Annotated in this window: 11 protein-coding genes; 6 read left to right on the forward strand and 5 right to left on the reverse strand. The window is 58.3% G+C overall.

Annotated features, from left to right (window positions below):
• The 5 genes from QRN31_RS28025 to QRN31_RS28045 form a co-directional block, all read left to right on the forward strand.
• The coding region (locus tag QRN31_RS28025; protein WP_285435928.1) for an RHS repeat domain-containing protein at nt 1-1,133 on the forward strand (1,133 nt) is incomplete at its 5' end.
• Nucleotides 1,134-1,142: 9 nt separating this feature from the next.
• Entirely contained in the window at nt 1,143-1,559 is a 417-nt protein-coding gene (locus QRN31_RS28030; protein ID WP_285435929.1) for a hypothetical protein, read from the forward strand.
• 6 nt (nt 1,560-1,565) lie between these two features.
• Nucleotides 1,566-2,051 (forward strand): hypothetical protein, encoded by a 486-nt coding sequence (locus QRN31_RS28035; RefSeq protein ID WP_285435930.1) that lies wholly within the window; start codon nt 1,566-1,568, stop codon nt 2,049-2,051.
• Between the two features lie 556 nt (nt 2,052-2,607).
• Nucleotides 2,608-2,931 (forward strand): hypothetical protein, encoded by a 324-nt coding sequence (locus QRN31_RS28040; protein ID WP_285435931.1) that lies wholly within the window; start codon nt 2,608-2,610, stop codon nt 2,929-2,931.
• A gap of 233 nt (nt 2,932-3,164) precedes the next feature.
• Complete coding sequence (locus QRN31_RS28045) at nt 3,165-4,004, forward strand: 23S rRNA (adenine(2030)-N(6))-methyltransferase RlmJ (RefSeq protein WP_285435933.1); 840 nt, start codon at nt 3,165-3,167, stop codon at nt 4,002-4,004.
• A gap of 128 nt (nt 4,005-4,132) precedes the next feature.
• On the opposite strand, the gene msrA is transcribed toward QRN31_RS28045, so the two are convergent.
• From msrA to aceE, 5 genes are all read right to left on the reverse strand, one after another.
• On the reverse strand, nt 4,133-4,780 hold the full coding sequence (gene msrA, locus QRN31_RS28050; RefSeq protein WP_285435934.1) for a peptide-methionine (S)-S-oxide reductase MsrA: 648 nt from the start codon (nt 4,778-4,780) through the stop codon (nt 4,133-4,135).
• A 211-nt stretch (nt 4,781-4,991) separates the two neighbouring features.
• Complete coding sequence (locus QRN31_RS28055) at nt 4,992-7,685, reverse strand: sensor domain-containing phosphodiesterase (RefSeq protein WP_285435936.1); 2,694 nt, start codon at nt 7,683-7,685, stop codon at nt 4,992-4,994.
• A gap of 230 nt (nt 7,686-7,915) precedes the next feature.
• On the reverse strand, nt 7,916-9,310 hold the full coding sequence (locus QRN31_RS28060) for an alkaline phosphatase D family protein (RefSeq protein WP_285435938.1): 1,395 nt from the start codon (nt 9,308-9,310) through the stop codon (nt 7,916-7,918).
• A gap of 270 nt (nt 9,311-9,580) precedes the next feature.
• Nucleotides 9,581-11,536, reverse strand: a complete 1,956-nt coding sequence (gene aceF / locus QRN31_RS28065) for a dihydrolipoyllysine-residue acetyltransferase (RefSeq protein WP_285435940.1) — start codon at nt 11,534-11,536, stop codon at nt 9,581-9,583.
• Between the two features lie 11 nt (nt 11,537-11,547).
• The gene (aceE, locus tag QRN31_RS28070; RefSeq protein WP_285435942.1) at nt 11,548-14,193 is read right to left on the reverse strand and encodes a pyruvate dehydrogenase (acetyl-transferring), homodimeric type; all 2,646 of its coding nucleotides are present in this window, start codon (nt 14,191-14,193) and stop codon (nt 11,548-11,550) included.
• A gap of 383 nt (nt 14,194-14,576) precedes the next feature.
• Between aceE and glnE the strand changes: the two genes are divergently transcribed.
• Complete coding sequence (gene glnE / locus QRN31_RS28075; RefSeq protein ID WP_285435943.1) at nt 14,577-17,516, forward strand: bifunctional [glutamate--ammonia ligase]-adenylyl-L-tyrosine phosphorylase/[glutamate--ammonia-ligase] adenylyltransferase; 2,940 nt, start codon at nt 14,577-14,579, stop codon at nt 17,514-17,516.
• The last annotated feature ends 73 nt before the right edge of the window (nt 17,517-17,589 follow it).

Genomic DNA, 17,589 nt, shown 5'->3' on the forward strand with positions numbered 1-17,589 from the left:
ACTACCGCTACGACTGCCAACACCGTCTGATCGGCGTCACCACCCCGGACGGTCGTTGCTCCAGTTACCGCTACGACGCCTTCGGCCGCCGCATCGCCAAAACCGTCGACGGCAAAACCACCGAATTCTTCTGGCAAGGCGATCACCTCGTCGCCGAAAGCAGCCACGAACACTACCGCAGCTACGTCTACGAACCCGGCACCTTCCGCCCCCTGGCCATGCTCGACGGCAAAGGCCCGAGAAAAGCCTGTCCGTTCTACTACCAACTCGACCACCTGGGTACGCCGCAGGAACTGACCGATTTTGGTGGTGAGATCGTATGGTCGGCGAAGTACAACGCCTACGGCAAAGTCACGCATTTGGCATTTGGTGGGGGCGAGCAGCTTGAGCAGCCGTTACGGTTTCAGGGCCAATACTTCGACGCCGAGAGCGGCCTGCACTACAACCGGCATCGGTACTATGATCCAGAGATCGGCCGCTACCTGACGCCGGACCCGGTCAAGTTGGCGGGTGGGCTGAACCAGTATCAATACACGCCGAATCCGACGGGGTGGGTTGATCCGTTGGGGTTGAGCGGGAGCTGCCCGCCGCCGAATAAGCCAGGGTGTCAGGCGCCTGATGATACGACTGGCGTTAGGGTTGATGAGGGTGAGCCGGCGCTGCCGAAGCTGTCGGGTGATCAGCGGAGGGCGCGGATTGATGTGTTGGCTGAGGCGAACGCTAAGCGGCGGGTTTTGGAATGGGAGGACGAGTACGACATGCACACTGTTGCGAAGCATAATCCCGAAATTCCAGATGTACCGCTAAAGCAGAGATCGATTGATGGGAGTCATCCAACAAAAAAAGGAAAAAAGGAAAAAATTAATCCCAGTTCACAGTTCAAAAGCTGGTTACTCCAGATGAATGCGATAAATGATGCGGTTTCTAGGATGAGGCGAAACCCACCTGCTCCCACGGGTTTTACCCAATCAGGGGATCCCGTTGTAAGGAAGGAAATGCCGGGTGGTGGTAGAGGTTACAAACCAAATAAAAAAGATCTAGATAATCCACACTATATAGATGAGTTGAATTACTCAGAGGTCAGGTTTCGTCAGGGCGGTCTTGTCAAGCCCTATACTGCATTCCCAGATTAGGATAATAAAATGTTGAAGTGGCCTATGTATGACCTTCCTTTTGAGCCAACGCTATTGTACTGGCTGGGAGGTGTCTCTGTTTTTGATCGTGAGGAAACACTCGGTGAGGCACTGCGGGTATATAACCCAAATGATAGTAGTGATAGAGAGAAAATTATTAGGAAGTTCATCTTGGCTCGTCTCGAGCATTTGCCGTATAGGCATCGTTTTTTGATGTTTAAAATACTTGAGGATGCTTTAGCACAGTTGAATTTTGATTTTTCTAAACAGTTTGAAAGCGATTACGAGACAAATACGTCTATGGCTTGGGATGAAACGGAGATAGACGATCATCGAGGTTTTTTTGAGGATATTTATAAGTTGGCTGGTGAGAAGTGGAAGAGTGATCTTCAAAAAGCTAGTTTTGAAGATCGATCTAAGTGGTGAGATTTAATGTCTGAGAGTATAACGCGAGAATTGGTACTGGAATGGGCGTATAACGACGATATCGTTATTGACATGTATGAAAGTGGCGATGATGGTGAAGCTGCAATTTTCCAAAGCGCAGTAATGGATATCTTTGGTGCAAAAGGTTTGTTGGAGTTGGCGGCCGATCCAGCTTGCCCGAGTAGATTGTATTTTGCACGTTTGCTTTCTAAATGTTTTTTATGGATGTTTCGCCAATGTGCAAAATTGCCGTTTCATAGCTCTCGGTTTCGCGGAATTATGTCGAGGGATGAGTATCGACAGGAAAATTTGAAACGAGAGGATGAGTTTTACAAGCTTTGCTTGGTTTTAGACAGTATGCGGACGATTAATGATCCTGCGGTCCAGTCGCTATATAAGCAGGTTCTTGATTTTAGGAATGATCAAAGTGACGGTGGATCGAAGTTTTATTATGAGTGCTATGCCAAGTTAACATTGAAGCAGTTTGAGTAATAAAGGTTTTTTGTGCCGCTTGCAGCGTTTACATAGGTGTGTCGGATTTCGTTGGAGGGTAAGGGATTTCGTGAGGAGTGGTACAAATTGGAGAGCCCCAGGGGGGGGGGCAGCATGTCTACACGCTGGCGCTAGAAGTTTGGGAAGGCGATTTGCTCAAAGCGAGTCAGGAAGATAGAACCACGTGGTGAGTGACGAAGCATCCCGATAGGCCGATATAGCGAAATTTCTGGGCAAGGTCTTCGGAAGTTTCCTTCAACTCGTATCGGTTTCCATGAACTGGTTTGAAATGCATTCCATCGATAGTCTCTGGTGGTCACTGAAAATTCAGTGGCAGGGTGTAGGAACCCTTCAAGACTAGAGAGGACGCTTCGGCGTCGACACCTGAATTGCGGCCATCAACATGCGTCCGTAAGATCAGTTGCGGCGGCTGTGCGCGGGCACGCTTCGGTGTGGTCGAGTTCTCTGGTCTCGATATTCCTACCCCGCGTATAGCTGCCACCCAAGCCTGTAGGAAGGCCGATGGTAGCGCCCATTACTACCAGAGGTTTTAATTATGAAAAATCTTCACCCCGATCCACCCTACGAAAAACCAATCCCCCACCCCAAAAACCGCTTCATGGCCCTCACCAGCAACTGCACTGACATGCCCACGCTGTTCGTCGATACCCATGCGCCGCTCGATGTTTTATACGACGCCGCCAACTATCGAATCCGAGCCGTTACCCAAGTGCTGGAGAACATGTCGATGCGCGGCTCCGTCGAGTGTGAGTCGTTCATTCTTAGTGATTTTGCGTTGCTCTGCGCCATTCCATTGCGTGATGGCTGTGATGTGTTGGACGTGATTGGGCGGCGGTTGCGGGCTCGGTCTTCGGAGTAGCGCCGCAGAGTGATCGTTCCCACGCTCCCGCGTGGGAATGCAGCCCGTGACGCTCTGCGTCACATTCGATGCCCGACTCGACACCGGCGGCGCGACTGGAACGCGGAGCGTCCCTTGAGGCGTTCCCACGCGGGAGCGTGGGAACGATCAGCTTGTGGAGTGTCCGCTCGGCTGTGAGGCCCTGACGTTCGGCGCCGTACAAGGTAAACTTCCCGGCCTTCGCAGGAGCAATCATGAATTATCGTCACGCCTTCCATGCCGGCAATCACGCCGATGTGTTCAAACACCTGACTTTGACCCGCCTCATCGCCTTGATGTCGCGCAAGGAGCAGCCGTTTGCCTATCTCGATACTCACGCCGGCATTGGTCTGTATGACCTGCAGGGTGATCAGGCGAGCCGTACCGGTGAGTACCTGGAAGGTATTGCGCGTTTGTGGGATCAGCCGGATCTGCCCGCGTTGACCGCCGACTATATGAAGGTGCTGCACGACATGAACCCGGATGGCCAGTTGCGCTATTACCCGGGGTCGCCTGAGTTGGCGCGGCGCCTGACGCGGCCGCAGGATCGGGTGATGCTCAATGAGAAGCACCCCGAAGACGGCGTGTTGCTCAAGGACAACATGGCCGGCGACCGTCGGGTGAAGGTGCACCTGGGCGAAGGCTGGCATGTGCCTCGCGCGATGTTGCCGGTGCAAGAGAAGCGGGCGGTGATGTTGATTGATCCACCGTTTGAACAGCTTGATGAGATGCAGCGCTGTGCGGCTTCGCTGAAAGAGGCGATTGGCCGGATGCGTCAAACCGTGGCGGCGATCTGGTACCCGGTGAAGGACCAGCGTTTGTTGCGGCGTTTTTATCAGGATCTGGCTGGCAGCGGCGCGCCGAAGTTGTTGCGTGTGGAGTTGCTGGTGCATCCGCTGGATACGCCGAACAGTTTGAATGGTTCCGGGTTGGCGATTGCGAATCCGCCGTGGGGCCTGGAAGAGGAATTGCGTGAACTGCTGCCGTGGTTGTCCAAGAAGCTTGGGCAGACCCAGGGCGGGTGGCAGATGGATTGGTTGATCGCCGAGAGTTGATCGTTGATCGATCGTTCCCACGCTCCGCGTGGGAATGCAGCCCGGGACGCTCCGCGTCCCAGCCGAAGCGGACGCAGAGCGTCCATTGAGGCATTCCCACGCAGAGCGTGGGAACGATCAGTGCGGGGTCAGATCGGGCAGGTCACGCCTGTACCGCCAATCCCGCAATACCCTTCCGGGTTCTTGGCCAGGTATTGCTGGTGATACGCCTCGGCGAAGTAGACCGTCGGCGCTTCGTCGATTTCAGTGGTGATTTCGCCTTTTCCAGCCTTGGTCAGTTCGGCCTGGAACACGTCTTTGCTGTGCTTGGCGGCGGCCAGTTGCGTCGGGTTGGTGGCGTAGATCACAGAACGGTACTGGGTGCCGATGTCGTTACCCTGGCGCATGCCTTGGGTTGGGTTGTGCAGCTCCCAGAACATCTTCAGCAGCGCTTCGTAGCTGACTTTCGCCGGCTCGTAGACCACCAATACCACTTCGCTGTGGCCAGTCAGGCCCGAGCAGACTTCTTCATACGTCGGGTTCGGGGTAAAGCCGCCGGCGTAACCCACCACCGTGCTGACCACGCCTTCGCGCTGCCAGAACTTGCGCTCGGCGCCCCAGAAACAACCCAGGCCGAAGATCGCAAAATCCACGTCCATCGCGAACGGGCCCAGCAGCGGGGCGTCGTGGACGAAGTGCTTTTCCGGCACGGTCATTGGGGTTTCGCGGCCGGGCAGAGCTTGTTCTTTGGTAGGGAGCACGTTTTTGTTCACCAGGATTTCCGAGCGCAAGACCATGATCAGTCCTCTCAGTCAGGTTGGGGTGTAGGGAATCAGACCGCCAGTTTGCCCAATGCTGTCCGGTTACGCACTACCCGTGTGCCCCTGTGGGAGCGAGCTTGCTCGCGATAGCGGTGTATCAGTGGCATGGACGCTGACTGGCGCGCCGCCATCGCGAGCAAGCTCGCTCCCACAGGGGGCGGGGGGTGTCACACGAGGATGTGGGCTGTCAGACGAGCGGGCCGCGCGGGTAGCGCTTGAGCTTTTCGATCAGCTCGGAACCCGGGATAGGGCGGTCGAACAGGTAGCCCTGGCCGACGTCGCAGCGGTGGCGGCGCAAGAAGGCCAGTTGTTCGGCAGTCTCGATGCCTTCAGCCACGACCTTGAGTTTCAGGTTGTGGGCCATGGCGATCACGGCGGAGGTGATTTCCATGTCGTCCTGGTTGTCCGGGATTTCATGGATGAAGCTGCGATCGATCTTGATGATGTCGATCGGGAATTTTTTCAGGTAACTGAGCGATGAGTAACCGGTGCCGAAGTCATCCATGGCCAGGGTCAGGCCCAGCCGCTTGAGCTGATCGAGCTGCAGGTGTGTGTCCTCGGTGGCTTCCAGCAGCAGGCCTTCTGTCAGTTCCAGCTCCAGCAGGTTCGCCGGCAGCGCTTCTTCCTTGAGGATGTTGGCAATCGACGACACCAGGTCCGGGTCGGAAAACTGCTTGGGCGACAGGTTGATCGCCACTTGCAGATTGCCCAGGCCGGCGGCAGTCAGGTCTTTGCTCATGCGGCAGGCCTGGCGGGCGATCCATTTGCCGATCGGAATGATCAGCCCGGTTTCTTCGGCGACGCTGATGAACTGGTCCGGGCGGATCATGCCTTTTTCCGGATGGTTCCAGCGCAGCAGCGCTTCCATGCCCAGCAAGCGACCGCTGCGCAGGCACAGCTTGGGCTGATAGAACACGTCCAGCTCATTCTGGGTCAGGGCGCGGCGCAAATTGTTCTCGACGAACAGTTTGTAGCTGGCTTCGGCGTTCAGCGCTTCGGTGAACACCTGGACCTGATGTTTGCCGTTGGCCTTGGCCTTGTGCAGCGCCAGGCCGGCGTTACGCATCAGGGTCTGTGGATCGCGACCGTGCAGTGGCGCGCAGGCCAGGCCTACGGAACCGGTGACGCTGATCAGCTGGTTGTCGACGAACATCGGCTTGTCGAGGGTCGCGAGCAATTGATTGGCGACTTCTTGGCCCATCGAAAGGTCTGTGTTGTCGAGCAACACGGCGAATTCGTTACTGGCGAAACGCGCCAGGCTGCCGCTCGGGCTCAGGCTGTTGCGCAGGCGTCGGGCCAGGCTGATCAACAACTTGTCGCCCGTCTGGTGGCCGAGGCTGTCGTTGATCCGCTTGAAATTGTCGATGTCCACCAGCAGCAGGCTGATCGGGGTATCGCTGTCTCGGGCGAAGCGTTCATCGAGGTTACGGATGAACGCCGGTCGGTTGCCGAGGTTGGTCAGGTTGTCGGTGTAGGCCAGGCGCTCGATGCGCTGCTGGGCGAGCTTGGTCTGGGTGATGTCTTCGTAGATGCCGATGTAATGCGTCAGCTCACGGTTGTCGCCGTAAACCTTGGAAATCGACAACTGGCCCCAGTACGGTTCGAGGTTTTTACGCCGGCTCTTGAACTCACCCTGCCAGCTGTTGCTCTTGGCCAGCGCCGAGGGCGCGTCGAACAGCAGCTCGCTGAGGTTTTCCAGCGCCGGCAGTTCCGATAGCCGCTGGCCATGGACTTCTTCGGTGCTGTACTGGGTGATCGCCGTGAAGCTGGGGTTTACGTATTCCACCACGCCGTCGCAATTGACCAGCAAAAAGGCGTTGGCGCTTTGCTCGACCGCACGCTGGAACAGGTGCAGCGCGCTGGTGGCGGTGCGGCGATTATGGTTGTTGATGACCTGGGCGAACTGGTCGGCCAGCTCGCCGGCGAAGGCGATTTCGTCCGACTGCCAGGCGCGGGTCACGCCGGTCTGCTCCAGACAGAGCACGCCAACCACCTGGCCGTCGACACGGATACTGGCGTCAAGCATGGCGTTCACATTACGCGGACGCAGGCTTTCGGCCATTTCCCGGGTGCGCGGATCGCGCATGGCGTTGTGCGCGTCTATGGCGCGGCTGCTGTGCAAGGCCTCGAGGTAATCCGGGAAGCCGCTGACATCGATCGGCTCGGGCAATTGATATTCCCCGCAGGCGCGGTGATAGGCCGAGATCGGTATCAGCAGCGAACCTTCGAGGTTCCACAGGCTGGCGCAGTCGATTTCGTAGATATCACAGGCGCTGCGGGTGATCAGCTCAGCGGCTTCTTGCAGGGAGTTGTTGCTGCTGTAGCGCTGGCGGGTCAGCAGCAGGATCAGGTCTTGCTGGGCGCGCACCCGATCCAGATGCTGCAATTGTTCCAGTTGGGCGCGCTGATTGAGTTCCAGGGCGATTTGCAGGCGCGAATTCTGGGTTTCCAGGTCAAGCGTGGGCAGCAGTTGTCCGTCCTCGAACAATCCGTCCACGACCATCAGGTAGCCGCGCAGCAGGTGTCGATTGTGTTGTCGGTAGGCTTCGCCGAGTTCGAGCAGGCTCAGGGAGCCCTTGGCGGTGTGCAGTTTGTAGCGGATCAGGTAATTGGGGCCGTCGCTGAGTTGCTGCTGAATCGCGTCGTGCAGTTGATAGCGCGCTTCGGGCTCCATCAGGCTGGCGTAAGGCGAGTCGACCAGGGCGCAGAGCTCCACGGCGGGCACACCAAACTGTCGTTCGCAATTGGGATCGAGGAACAGCAGCGCCCAGCTAGCTTCATTCAGCCGTTCGAAACGCAGCATGCCGAGCCGCGAGGGCACAGGCAATTGCGTCACTACCTCGGCCACCATACGGCTGGCGGCATCGGGTTGGCTTTTCATTGAGGGAAACTCGCTTCGAATGTGCTGATCGCGCCGGGCTCTCGCCCTCTTAACTGTTGCCTGCGGCAAGGTTGCATCATTGCGACACTGACTGACAAGAGACATGAAGGCCAAGTGCTATAAGAATATGTCGGCAGCGACGAGGATTTCTCCAGCCAGTGACCGAAAGTAATGCTTTTGCGCAAGAAATCACAGCCACAGGCGTGGCCCAGGGCTGCGATTTTTTTCGGTTAACGCAAAGCAATCGTGATCGATTGCAGTGGCTTGCCATCACGGTCGTGATAATTGACCCGTATTTGCGCCTGATCAACGATCAGGTGGGCAAAGTTGTCCTGGCTGATCACGTCGCTGGTCAGCTGATGCCGATAGTCTCCGGCCGCGGTTTGTACCAGTGGCTGATCAAGCATGAAGGTTGACGCCTTGGCATACGGCAGCAATTTGCTGTTGCACAACGGCGAAGACACGATGGTGTGCACTTCGAAGTCAGGATCCTCGCTGTGGGTCAGGCGACTGGTGAGGGAGCCATGGACATCGCCGGAAATGAACAGGACATTCTTGATGCGCTGTGTACGAATGGTTTCCAGCAGTCGTAGTCGTTGTTCCGGAAACGCTTTCCAGGCGTCATCGCCTTGCGATTTGCGGTCGGGGTAGAACATCACGCTGGTGACCACGCATTTGACCCTGGCCGGGCTGTGGATCAGCCATTTGCTCAGCGCCTGTTCCTGCTCTTCGTCGAGTATCCGTCGATCATCGGCGGACAAATTGCGTCGGGTCCGGCTGTCAGTGACAAACCATTCAATGTCACCTTCGGTGAACTGATACCAATACTGTTCCAGTTTCTTGCTGGGTTGTCCGCTGGGCAGAAGTTCATGCGCTGGGCCGTGGCTGGCTTGATAGAGCTCATAGGCGGCCATGGCATTTTTATATAAATAGGCATCAGCCTTACTTTTGTTGGCGGGCCAGTTGTCTTCTATTTCATGGTCGTCGAGGATCATGTAAGTCGGCGTGCCGGACATTAACTTTGCGATGTGCGGCTGAGAAAAGGCAATGCGATACTTTCTGAGTATTTCCTTGTACTCCCGGTCGGGAGCAATAACGTTCAAGTCATCGACATAGATTTGGTCGCCGGTCATCAGCATGGCGCTGATGGGCGGTTCAGCCTGCTGCGCAAGCCGGGTGATCGAACCGAAGATCCTGTCGCCCAGATGCGGCGCCGATGGCACTCCTGCGGTCATTCGCAGATAGCGGCAGGATCCAACGATATACGCCCGCGGTGTCGTGGTTTTGCTGGACTGTGTGCGGAAACGATACGTCTCCCGAGGCCATTGCAGCGGTAACTCCTGAACCGTTTCGACGGTGTGCACCGGGCTCATGGGGCTGAACCATCCGGCTTGATATTCGTACTCGGTGTCGGTGGATAAGTCATTGAGAGCGATCACATCGGACATGTCGCGCAGGATGGACAATTTGGAAAAAACACCTTGGGACCAACGCACTTCTCCTTCACGCCGGTAGCGGATGCCGGCAAAGACCAGTGAGTCATCTTGATGTTCACCGCGCAGAAAAATACGCACGTGATTAGTTGTGGTGTGGCCAATGATTGGGCCAACAGTCGGTTTGAGCATGTTCGAATCCATTCGAAATAACGCTAACTAAGCAAAGGAAGTTCTCAGGGTTTATTAGAACTTCCGGTTGAACTAAGCCTAGTTATTGAGCGAAGAAAAATATCGCGCGAAAGTGGACCTGAGTTGTGGGCGGGGTCAGCTGGGGCCGTAGGAAAATGCTTTATCCCAGGCAAAAAAAGCCCCGCCAAATTGGCGGGGTTGAGGTACGAGCGTGGCGCTCGGAAAACGTGGAACGCGAACGGCCCTCCAATGAAGGAGGGCCGGCCGTTGTTACAGCAAGATGGTGCGGATGTCCGCCAGAAGGCTGCTCAGACGCTGGGTGAAGCGTGCAGCAGCGGCGCCGTTGATCACACGGTGATCGTAGGACAGCGACAGCGGCAGCATCAGTTTCGGCTGGAAGGCTTTGCCGTCCCAGACTGGCTGGATGGTTGCCTTGGAGACACCAAGGATCGCCACTTCCGGCGCGTTGACGATCGGCGTGAAGCCGGTGCCGCCAATGTGGCCGAGGCTGGAAATGGTGAAGCAGGCGCCTTGCATGTCGTCGGCGGTGAGCTTTTTGTCGCGGGCCTTGGCAGCCAGCGCGGCGGCTTCGGCGGCCAGTTGCAACAGGCTCTTCTGATCGACGTTCTTGATGACCGGTACCAGCAGGCCTTCAGGGGTGTCGACGGCGAAGCCGATGTTGACGTACTTCTTGCGGATGATCGCTTTGCCGCTTGGTGCCAGCGAACTGTTGAAGTCCGGCAGTTCCTTGAGCAGGTGCGCGCAGGATTTAAGCAGCAGCGGCAGGATGGTCAGCTTGACGCCAGCCTTCTCTGCAACGGCTTTCTGAGCGATACGGAACGCTTCCAGCTCGGTGATATCAGCCGAGTCGAACTGAGTCACGTGCGGAATGTTCAGCCAGCTGCGATGCAGGCTCGACGCGCCGATTTGCATCAGGCGAGTCATTGGCACTTCTTCGGTTTCACCGAAGCGGCTGAAGTCCACGACCGGAATCGGCGGGATGCCCGCGCCGCCGGTTGCGCCAGCAGCGGCTGCCGGTGCTTCCTTGGCCTTCTGCATCATGGCTTTGACGTAAACCTGCACGTCTTCCTTCAGGATGCGACCGTGCGGGCCACTGGCGCCGACGGCGCTCAGCTCGACACCGAACTCACGGGCCAGTTGGCGTACAGCGGGGCCTGCGTGGACCTTGGCGCCCGGCTTGGCCGGTGCAGCGGCAGCAGGTGCAGCGGCAGCAGGTGCCGCTTCAGCCTTGGCCGCCGCAGGTGCAGCAGGCGCGGCGGCTGGTGCCGGAGCTGCTGCCGGAGCAGCACCTTTGACTTTCAGCTTGAGGATCAGGTCGCCAGTACCGACTTCGTCGTCCAGCTTGACGGAAATACTTTCCACCACGCCAGCGGCTGGCGATGGAATTTCCATGCTCGCCTTGTCGGATTCCAGGGTGATCAGTGACTGGTCGGCTTCAACGGTGTCGCCGGCCTTGACCAGGACTTCGATGATCTTGGCCTTGCCCGACGAACCGATGTCCGGGACGTGAATGTCCTGAACGCTGTCAGCAACCGGTGCAGCCGGGGCCGCAGCGGCAGGTGCCGGAGCAGCGGCGGCCGGTGCAGCTGCCTGAGCTGGAGCGGCTGCAGCCGGTGCCGCAGCACCCGCCACTTCCAGGTCCAGGATCAGGTCGCCAGTGCCGACTTCGTCATTGAGCTTGACGCTGATGGCCTTGACCACGCCAGCGGCAGGCGATGGGATTTCCATGCTTGCCTTGTCGGATTCCAGGGTGATCAACGACTGATCAGCCTCGACGGTGTCGCCGACCTTGACCTGGATCTCGATGATCTGGGCCTTGCCCGACGAACCGATGTCCGGTACGTGCACTTGCTGAACCGAAGCGGCAGCCGGTGCGGCAGCTGGAGCAGGAGCAGCGGCAGGCGCGGCAGCAGGTGCAGCTTCAGCCTTGGCAGCTGGCGCAGCGGCAGCCGCAGGGGCCGCAGCAGCGGCACCTTCGACTTCCAGCTCCAGCAGTTCGTCGCCTTCTTTCAGGCGATCGCCCAGCTTTACTTTCAGGCTCTTGATGATGCCGGCTTTTGGCGCAGGCACTTCCATGCTCGCCTTGTCCGACTCAAGTGTCAGGATGCTCTGATCGGCTTCGATACGGTCGCCGACCTTCACAAACAGTTCAATTACTTCACCTTCACCGCTGCCGATGTCAGGTACGCGAATGAGTTCGCTCACAGAGTGTCTCCTCAGCAGTCCAGTGGGTTGCGTTTTTCCGGGTTGATACCGAACTTGACGATGGCTTCAGCCACCACCTTAGGTTCGATGTCACCACGGTCAGCCAAGGCTTCCAGGGCTGCCAACACCACGAAATGACGGTCGACTTCGAAGAAGTGACGCAGCTTCTTGCGGCTGTCACTGCGGCCGAAACCATCGGTGCCCAGGACTTTGAATTCCTTGGACGGGACCCACTGACGAATTTGTTCAGCGAACAGCTTCATGTAGTCGGTAGATGCGATGACCGGACCTTTACGGCCGTTCAGGCACTCTTCGACGTAGCTCAGCTTAGGCTTCTGGCCAGGGTGCAGACGGTTGGTACGCTCAACGGCCAGGCCATCGCGACGCAGTTCGTTGAAGCTGGTAACGCTCCACACATCGGCGCCGACGTTGAACTGTTCACGCAGGATTTTCGCCGCTTCGCGGACTTCACGCAGGATGGTGCCGGAGCCCATCAGCTGAACGTGGTGCGCCGCTTCGCGGGTGTCTTCCTCGAGCAGGTACATGCCCTTGATGATGCCTTCCTCGACACCGGCCGGCATGGCTGGCTGCTGGTAGGACTCGTTCATCACGGTGATGTAGTAGAAAACGTCCTGCTGCTCTTCGGTCATCTTCTTCATGCCGTCCTGGATGATCACCGCCAGCTCGTAGCCGTAGGTTGGATCAAAGGTGCGGCAGTTCGGGATGGTGGCAGCCAGGATGTGGCTGTGACCGTCTTCGTGTTGCAGGCCTTCGCCGTTCAGCGTGGTACGGCCGGCGGTGCCGCCGATCAGGAAACCACGGGTACGGCTGTCGCCAGCGGCCCAGGCAAGGTCGCCGATACGCTGGAAGCCGAACATCGAGTAGAAGATGTAGAACGGCAGCATTGGCTGGTTGTGGCTGGAGTACGAAGTACCGGCAGCGATGAAGGAGCTCATGGCGCCCGCTTCGTTGATGCCTTCTTCGAGGATCTGGCCCTTCTTGTCTTCCTTGTAGAACATCACCTGGTCTTTATCGACTGGCTCGTAGAGCTGGCCGACGGACGAGTAGATGCCCAACTGACGGAACATGCCTTCCATACCGAAGGTACGGGCTTCGTCCGGGATGATCGGGACGATGCGCGGGCCGATTTCCTTGTCCTTGACCAGTTGCGCCAGGATGCGCACGAAGGCCATGGTGGTGGAGATTTCACGGTCGCCCGAACCATCAAGAATGGCCTTGAGGGTGTCCAGCGATGGCGTCGGCACGCTGAAGCTCTGCGCGCGGCGCTGTGGCACGAAACCGCCCAGTGCAGTGCGGCGCTCGCTCAGGTAACGGGCTTCGGCGCTGTTTGGCTCCGGCTTGAAGAACGGCAGGTTTTCCAGCTCTTCGTCGCGCACTGGAATGTCGAAACGATCGCGGAACAGCTTCAGGCTTTCAACATCCACTTTCTTGGTGTTGTGCGCAGTGTTCTTCGCTTCGCCGGCACCGGTGCCATAACCTTTGATGGTCTTGGCCAGGATGACGGTTGGTTGTTCTTTGTGGTTGACCGCTTCGTGGTACGCCGCGTAGACCTTGTACGGGTCGTGGCCGCCACGGTTGAGTTTCCAGATCTCGTCGTCGGACAGGTCTGCAACCATCGCCTTGAGTTCTGGCGAGTTGAAGAAGTGTTCACGCACGAACGCGCCGTCTTTGGCTTTGTAGTTCTGGTACTCGCCGTCGATGACTTCGTCCATGCGGCGTTGCAGGATACCGTCGACGTCTTTGGCCAGCAGTGGGTCCCAGAAACGGCCCCAGATGACTTTGGTCACGTTCCACTGAGCACCGCGGAACACGCCTTCGAGTTCCTGGATGATCTTGCCGTTGCCGCGAACCGGGCCGTCGAGGCGCTGCAGGTTGCAGTTGATGACGAAGATCAGGTTGTCGAGCTTCTCGCGGCCAGCCAGCGAGATCGCGCCCAGGGATTCTGGTTCGTCGCACTCGCCGTCGCCCAGGAAGCACCAGACTTTCTGCTTGCCTTCAGGGATGAAGCCACGGGCTTCCAGGTACTTCATGAAGCGTGCCTGGTAGATCGCCTGGATCGGGCCAAGACCCATGGATACAGTCGGGAACTGCCAGAAATCAGGCATCAGCCAAGGGTGCGGATAGGACGACAGGCCGTGACCATCCACTTCCTGGCGGAAGTTGTTCATCTGGTCTTCGGTGATGCGACCTTCCATGAACGCACGGGCGTAAACGCCTGGCGAGGTGTGACCCTGGAAGTAGATCAGGTCGCCGCCGTGTTCGTCGGTCGGGGCCTGGAAGAAATAGTTGAAGCCGATGTCATACAGCGTGGCGCTGGAGGCGAAGCTGGAAATGTGACCGCCCAGGTCCGAATCTTTCAGGTTCGTACGCATCACCATGGCCATCGCGTTCCAGCGTACCAGCGAGCGAATGCGGCGTTCCATGAACAGGTCGCCAGGCATGCGTGCTTCGTGGGTAACGGGAATGGTGTTGCGGTATGGCGTGGTGATGGCGTAAGGCAGCTGCGAGCCACTGCGGGTCGCCAGTTCGCCCATACGGGTCATCAGATAGTGAGCGCGGTCTTCGCCTTCTTTGTCGAGAACCGATTCCAGGGCGTCCAACCATTCCTGGGTTTCGACGGGATCGAGGTCTTGCATGGCTTGCTCCAGGGCGGAAAGGCTTCCAGAATCGGTTGCCTGAGTTTGCGACTGGCCTTGTGGGCAGACGATATAAATTCTTGGATTGCCGAGAGGTTGTTCCGGCGGCGTGTAGTTTTACTACAAATCTTCGGGCATTTCAGCCTTTCGAATGTATATACGAGTAGTAAAACTACAGATGAGCGGCTTGTGGCCTCCAGCTGCGTTGTGAGAATAATCGTTAAGGTTGGTCTTTTGCCAACCGGAAAAGGTGAAAGCTTGATGCTGTCTGCCAAAAATAAAGAAATTTCAGCTATTTCTAACCTTTGTTCGACAGTCGATCACGTAGTGCATTTCGCAAAATCACTACATGCCGCCCTTTACACGCCGATCAAGGATAGACCATGAGCCTTCCCACGCTTGCTGAACTGCCCGACATTCTCCTGCCGTTTGTCACCCGTGCCGAGCAGTCGTTCCGTGCCGCCGTTGCCGGGCTGGACGACGATCATGGTCTTTCCTCGTGGACGCCTGATCGCTGGGCGCAATTTGCCCGCGTCACAGCCGCCAGCGACTTCGTGATTGAACAATCTGTTCGTGACCCTTTGATGTTGCTGACGCTGGTGCAGTCCGGCGAACTGGACCGCAGCTTCGCGCCCGGCGAGCTGTGCGCGCAGATCGCTGGCGCGGTCAACGCCGCCGAGACCGAAGACGAACTCGGCCGCGCCTTGCGCCGCCAGCGCACCCGTCATCAAGTGCGGATCGTCTGGCGTGACCTGACCCGTAAGGCTGATCTGATCCAGACCTGTCGCGACCTCTCGGACATGGCCGATGCCAGCATCGATCAGGCTTATCAATGGTTGTACTCGCGCCATTGCCAGCAGTTCGGCGTGCCCACCGGTCGGCGCAGCGGCGAGCCGCAGCAGATGGTCATCCTGGGCATGGGCAAGCTCGGCGCCGTCGAGCTCAACCTGTCGTCGGACATCGACCTGATTTTCGCCTACCCCGAGGGCGGCGAAACCGTCGGGGTGAAACGCCCGCTGGACAACCAGGAATTTTTCATCCGGCTTGGCCAGCGCCTGATCAAGGCCCTGGACCCGATGACCGTCGACGGTTTTGTATTTCGCGTCGACATGCGCCTGCGCCCTTATGGTTCGGCCGGGGCGCTGGTCTTGAGCTTCAATGCTCTGGAGCAGTATTACCAGGATCAGGGCCGCGACTGGGAACGCTACGCGATGATCAAATCGCGGGTGGTGGCCGGCGATCAAGTGGCCGGCGCGCAGTTGCAGGAAATGTTGCGCCCGTTCGTTTACCGACGTTACTTGGACTTCTCGGCCATCGAAGCGCTACGCACCATGAAGCAGCTGATCCAGCAGGAAGTGCGGCGCAAGGGCATGGCCGACAACATCAAGCTTGGCTCTGGCGGCATTCGTGAAGTCGAGTTTATCGCCCAGGCCTTCCAATTGATCCACGGTGGCCGTGACCTGAGCCTGCAGCAGCGTCCTCTATTAAAAGTACTGAGCACGCTGGAAGGTCAGGGTTACCTGCCGCCCGCGGTGATCAGCGAACTGCGCGAAGGCTACGAATTCCTGCGTTACACCGAGCACGCGATCCAGGCCATCGCCGACCGCCAGACCCAGATGCTGCCGGACGGCGAACAGGATCAGGCGCGTATTGCCTTCATGATGGGTTTTGCCGATTGGGCGGCGTTCCAAGAGCAACTGATGCATTGGCGTGGACGCGTGGCCTGGCATTTTGGGCAGGTGATCGCCGATCCCGATGAAGAGGAAGGCACCGAAAGCGAAGTGGTGGTCGGTGGCGAATGGCTGCCGCTGTGGGAAGAAGCCCAGGATGAAGAGGCCGCGTGCCGACAGTTGGAAGAGGGCGGTTTCGCCGATGCCACCAAAGCCTTGAAAGCGCTGGCCAGTTTGCGCAGCAGCCCTCAATTGCGCGCGATGCAGCGTCTGGGTCGCGAGCGGCTCGATGCCTTTATTCCACGGTTGCTGGCCCAGGCGGTCGAGCATGCCAACCCCGATCTGGTGCTGGAGCGCGTGCTGCCGCTGGTCGAGGCCGTGGCCCGCCGTTCTGCCTACCTGGTGTTGCTGACCGAGAATCCCGGCGCGCTGCGGCGTTTGCTGACCTTGTGCGCAGCGAGCCCGTGGATCGCCGAGCAGATCACCCGCTTCCCGCTGTTGCTGGATGAATTGCTCAATGAAGGCCGGCTGTTCAAACCGCCATTGGCGCCGGAGCTGGCCGCCGAGTTGCGCGAGCGCCTGACGCGGATTCCCGAAGACGACCTCGAACAGCAAATGGAAGCCTTGCGCCATTTCAAACTGGCGCACCGCTTGCGGGTTGCCGCTTCGGAAATCGCCGGCAGCCTGCCATTGATGAAAGTCAGCGATTACCTGACCTGGCTGGCCGAAGCGATCCTCGAACAAGTGCTGGCCCTGGCCTGGCGCCAGACCGTGGCCAAATATGGCACGCCGCTGCGCACCGACGGCACGTTGTGCGATCCCGGCTTCATCATTGTCGGTTATGGGAAAGTCGGTGGTCTGGAACTGGGGCATGGTTCGGACCTGGACCTGGTGTTCATCCATGACGGCGATCCGCAGGCCGAGACTGACGGGGCGAAACCCATCGACGGCGCGCAATTTTTCACCCGCCTGGGGCAGCGGATCATTCATTTGATTACGACGCAGACCAACTCCGGTCAGCTGTATGAAGTCGATATGCGGCTGCGGCCGTCAGGCGCCTCGGGGTTGCTGGTGAGTTCGGTCGGGGCGTTTGCCCGCTATCAGGAAAACGAAGCCTGGACCTGGGAGCATCAGGCGCTGGTGCGGGCGCGGGTACTGGTGGGCAGCAAGGATGTCGGCCAGGCTTTCGAGAAAGTCCGCGCGGCGGTATTGGGTAAAACGCGCGATCTGGCGACCTTGCGTCAGGAGGTCAGCGAGATGCGCGCCAAGATGCGCGATAACCTCGGCAGCAAGAGCACGATGGCCGGCACCGGGGCAAATGCCTTCGAGGCCACGGCGCCATTCGACCTCAAGCAGGACGCCGGAGGTATCGTCGATATTGAATTTATGGTGCAATACGCGGCCTTGGCGTGGTCCGAAACACATCCGCCATTGCTGCGCTGGACGGACAATATCCGCATTCTGGAAGAGCTGGAACACGAAGGGCTGATGCCCGCCGAAGATGCCAGTCTGCTGCGAGAGGCTTATAAAGCCTACCGTTCCGCCGCTCACCGACAGGCCTTGCAGAAGGACCCTGGCGTGATACCGGGTGATCAGTTCGTGGACGAACGGCGCCAGGTAATGCGGATCTGGCGTGAGCTGGGATTGAGTTAAGCGACACGATTCAAATGTGGGAGCGGGCTTGCTCGCGAAGGCGGAGTGTCAGTCGACATGGATGTTGAATGTG

This window comes from Pseudomonas sp. fls2-241-R2A-110 (genome assembly GCF_030209165.1).
Taxonomy (GTDB): Bacteria; Pseudomonadota; Gammaproteobacteria; order Pseudomonadales; family Pseudomonadaceae; genus Aquipseudomonas.

Coding starts and splice junctions, on each gene's coding strand:
- QRN31_RS28030 (WP_285435929.1), top strand. CDS start 1,143: ATGTTGAAGTGGCCTATGTATGACCTTCCTTTTGAGCCAACGCTATTG.
- QRN31_RS28035 (WP_285435930.1), top strand. CDS start 1,566: ATGTCTGAGAGTATAACGCGAGAATTGGTACTGGAATGGGCGTATAAC.
- QRN31_RS28040 (WP_285435931.1), top strand. CDS start 2,608: ATGAAAAATCTTCACCCCGATCCACCCTACGAAAAACCAATCCCCCAC.
- QRN31_RS28045 (WP_285435933.1), top strand. CDS start 3,165: ATGAATTATCGTCACGCCTTCCATGCCGGCAATCACGCCGATGTGTTC.
- msrA (WP_285435934.1), bottom strand. CDS start 4,780: ATGGTCTTGCGCTCGGAAATCCTGGTGAACAAAAACGTGCTCCCTACC.
- QRN31_RS28055 (WP_285435936.1), bottom strand. CDS start 7,685: ATGAAAAGCCAACCCGATGCCGCCAGCCGTATGGTGGCCGAGGTAGTG.
- QRN31_RS28060 (WP_285435938.1), bottom strand. CDS start 9,310: ATGCTCAAACCGACTGTTGGCCCAATCATTGGCCACACCACAACTAAT.
- aceE (WP_285435942.1), bottom strand. CDS start 14,193: ATGCAAGACCTCGATCCCGTCGAAACCCAGGAATGGTTGGACGCCCTG.
- glnE (WP_285435943.1), top strand. CDS start 14,577: ATGAGCCTTCCCACGCTTGCTGAACTGCCCGACATTCTCCTGCCGTTT.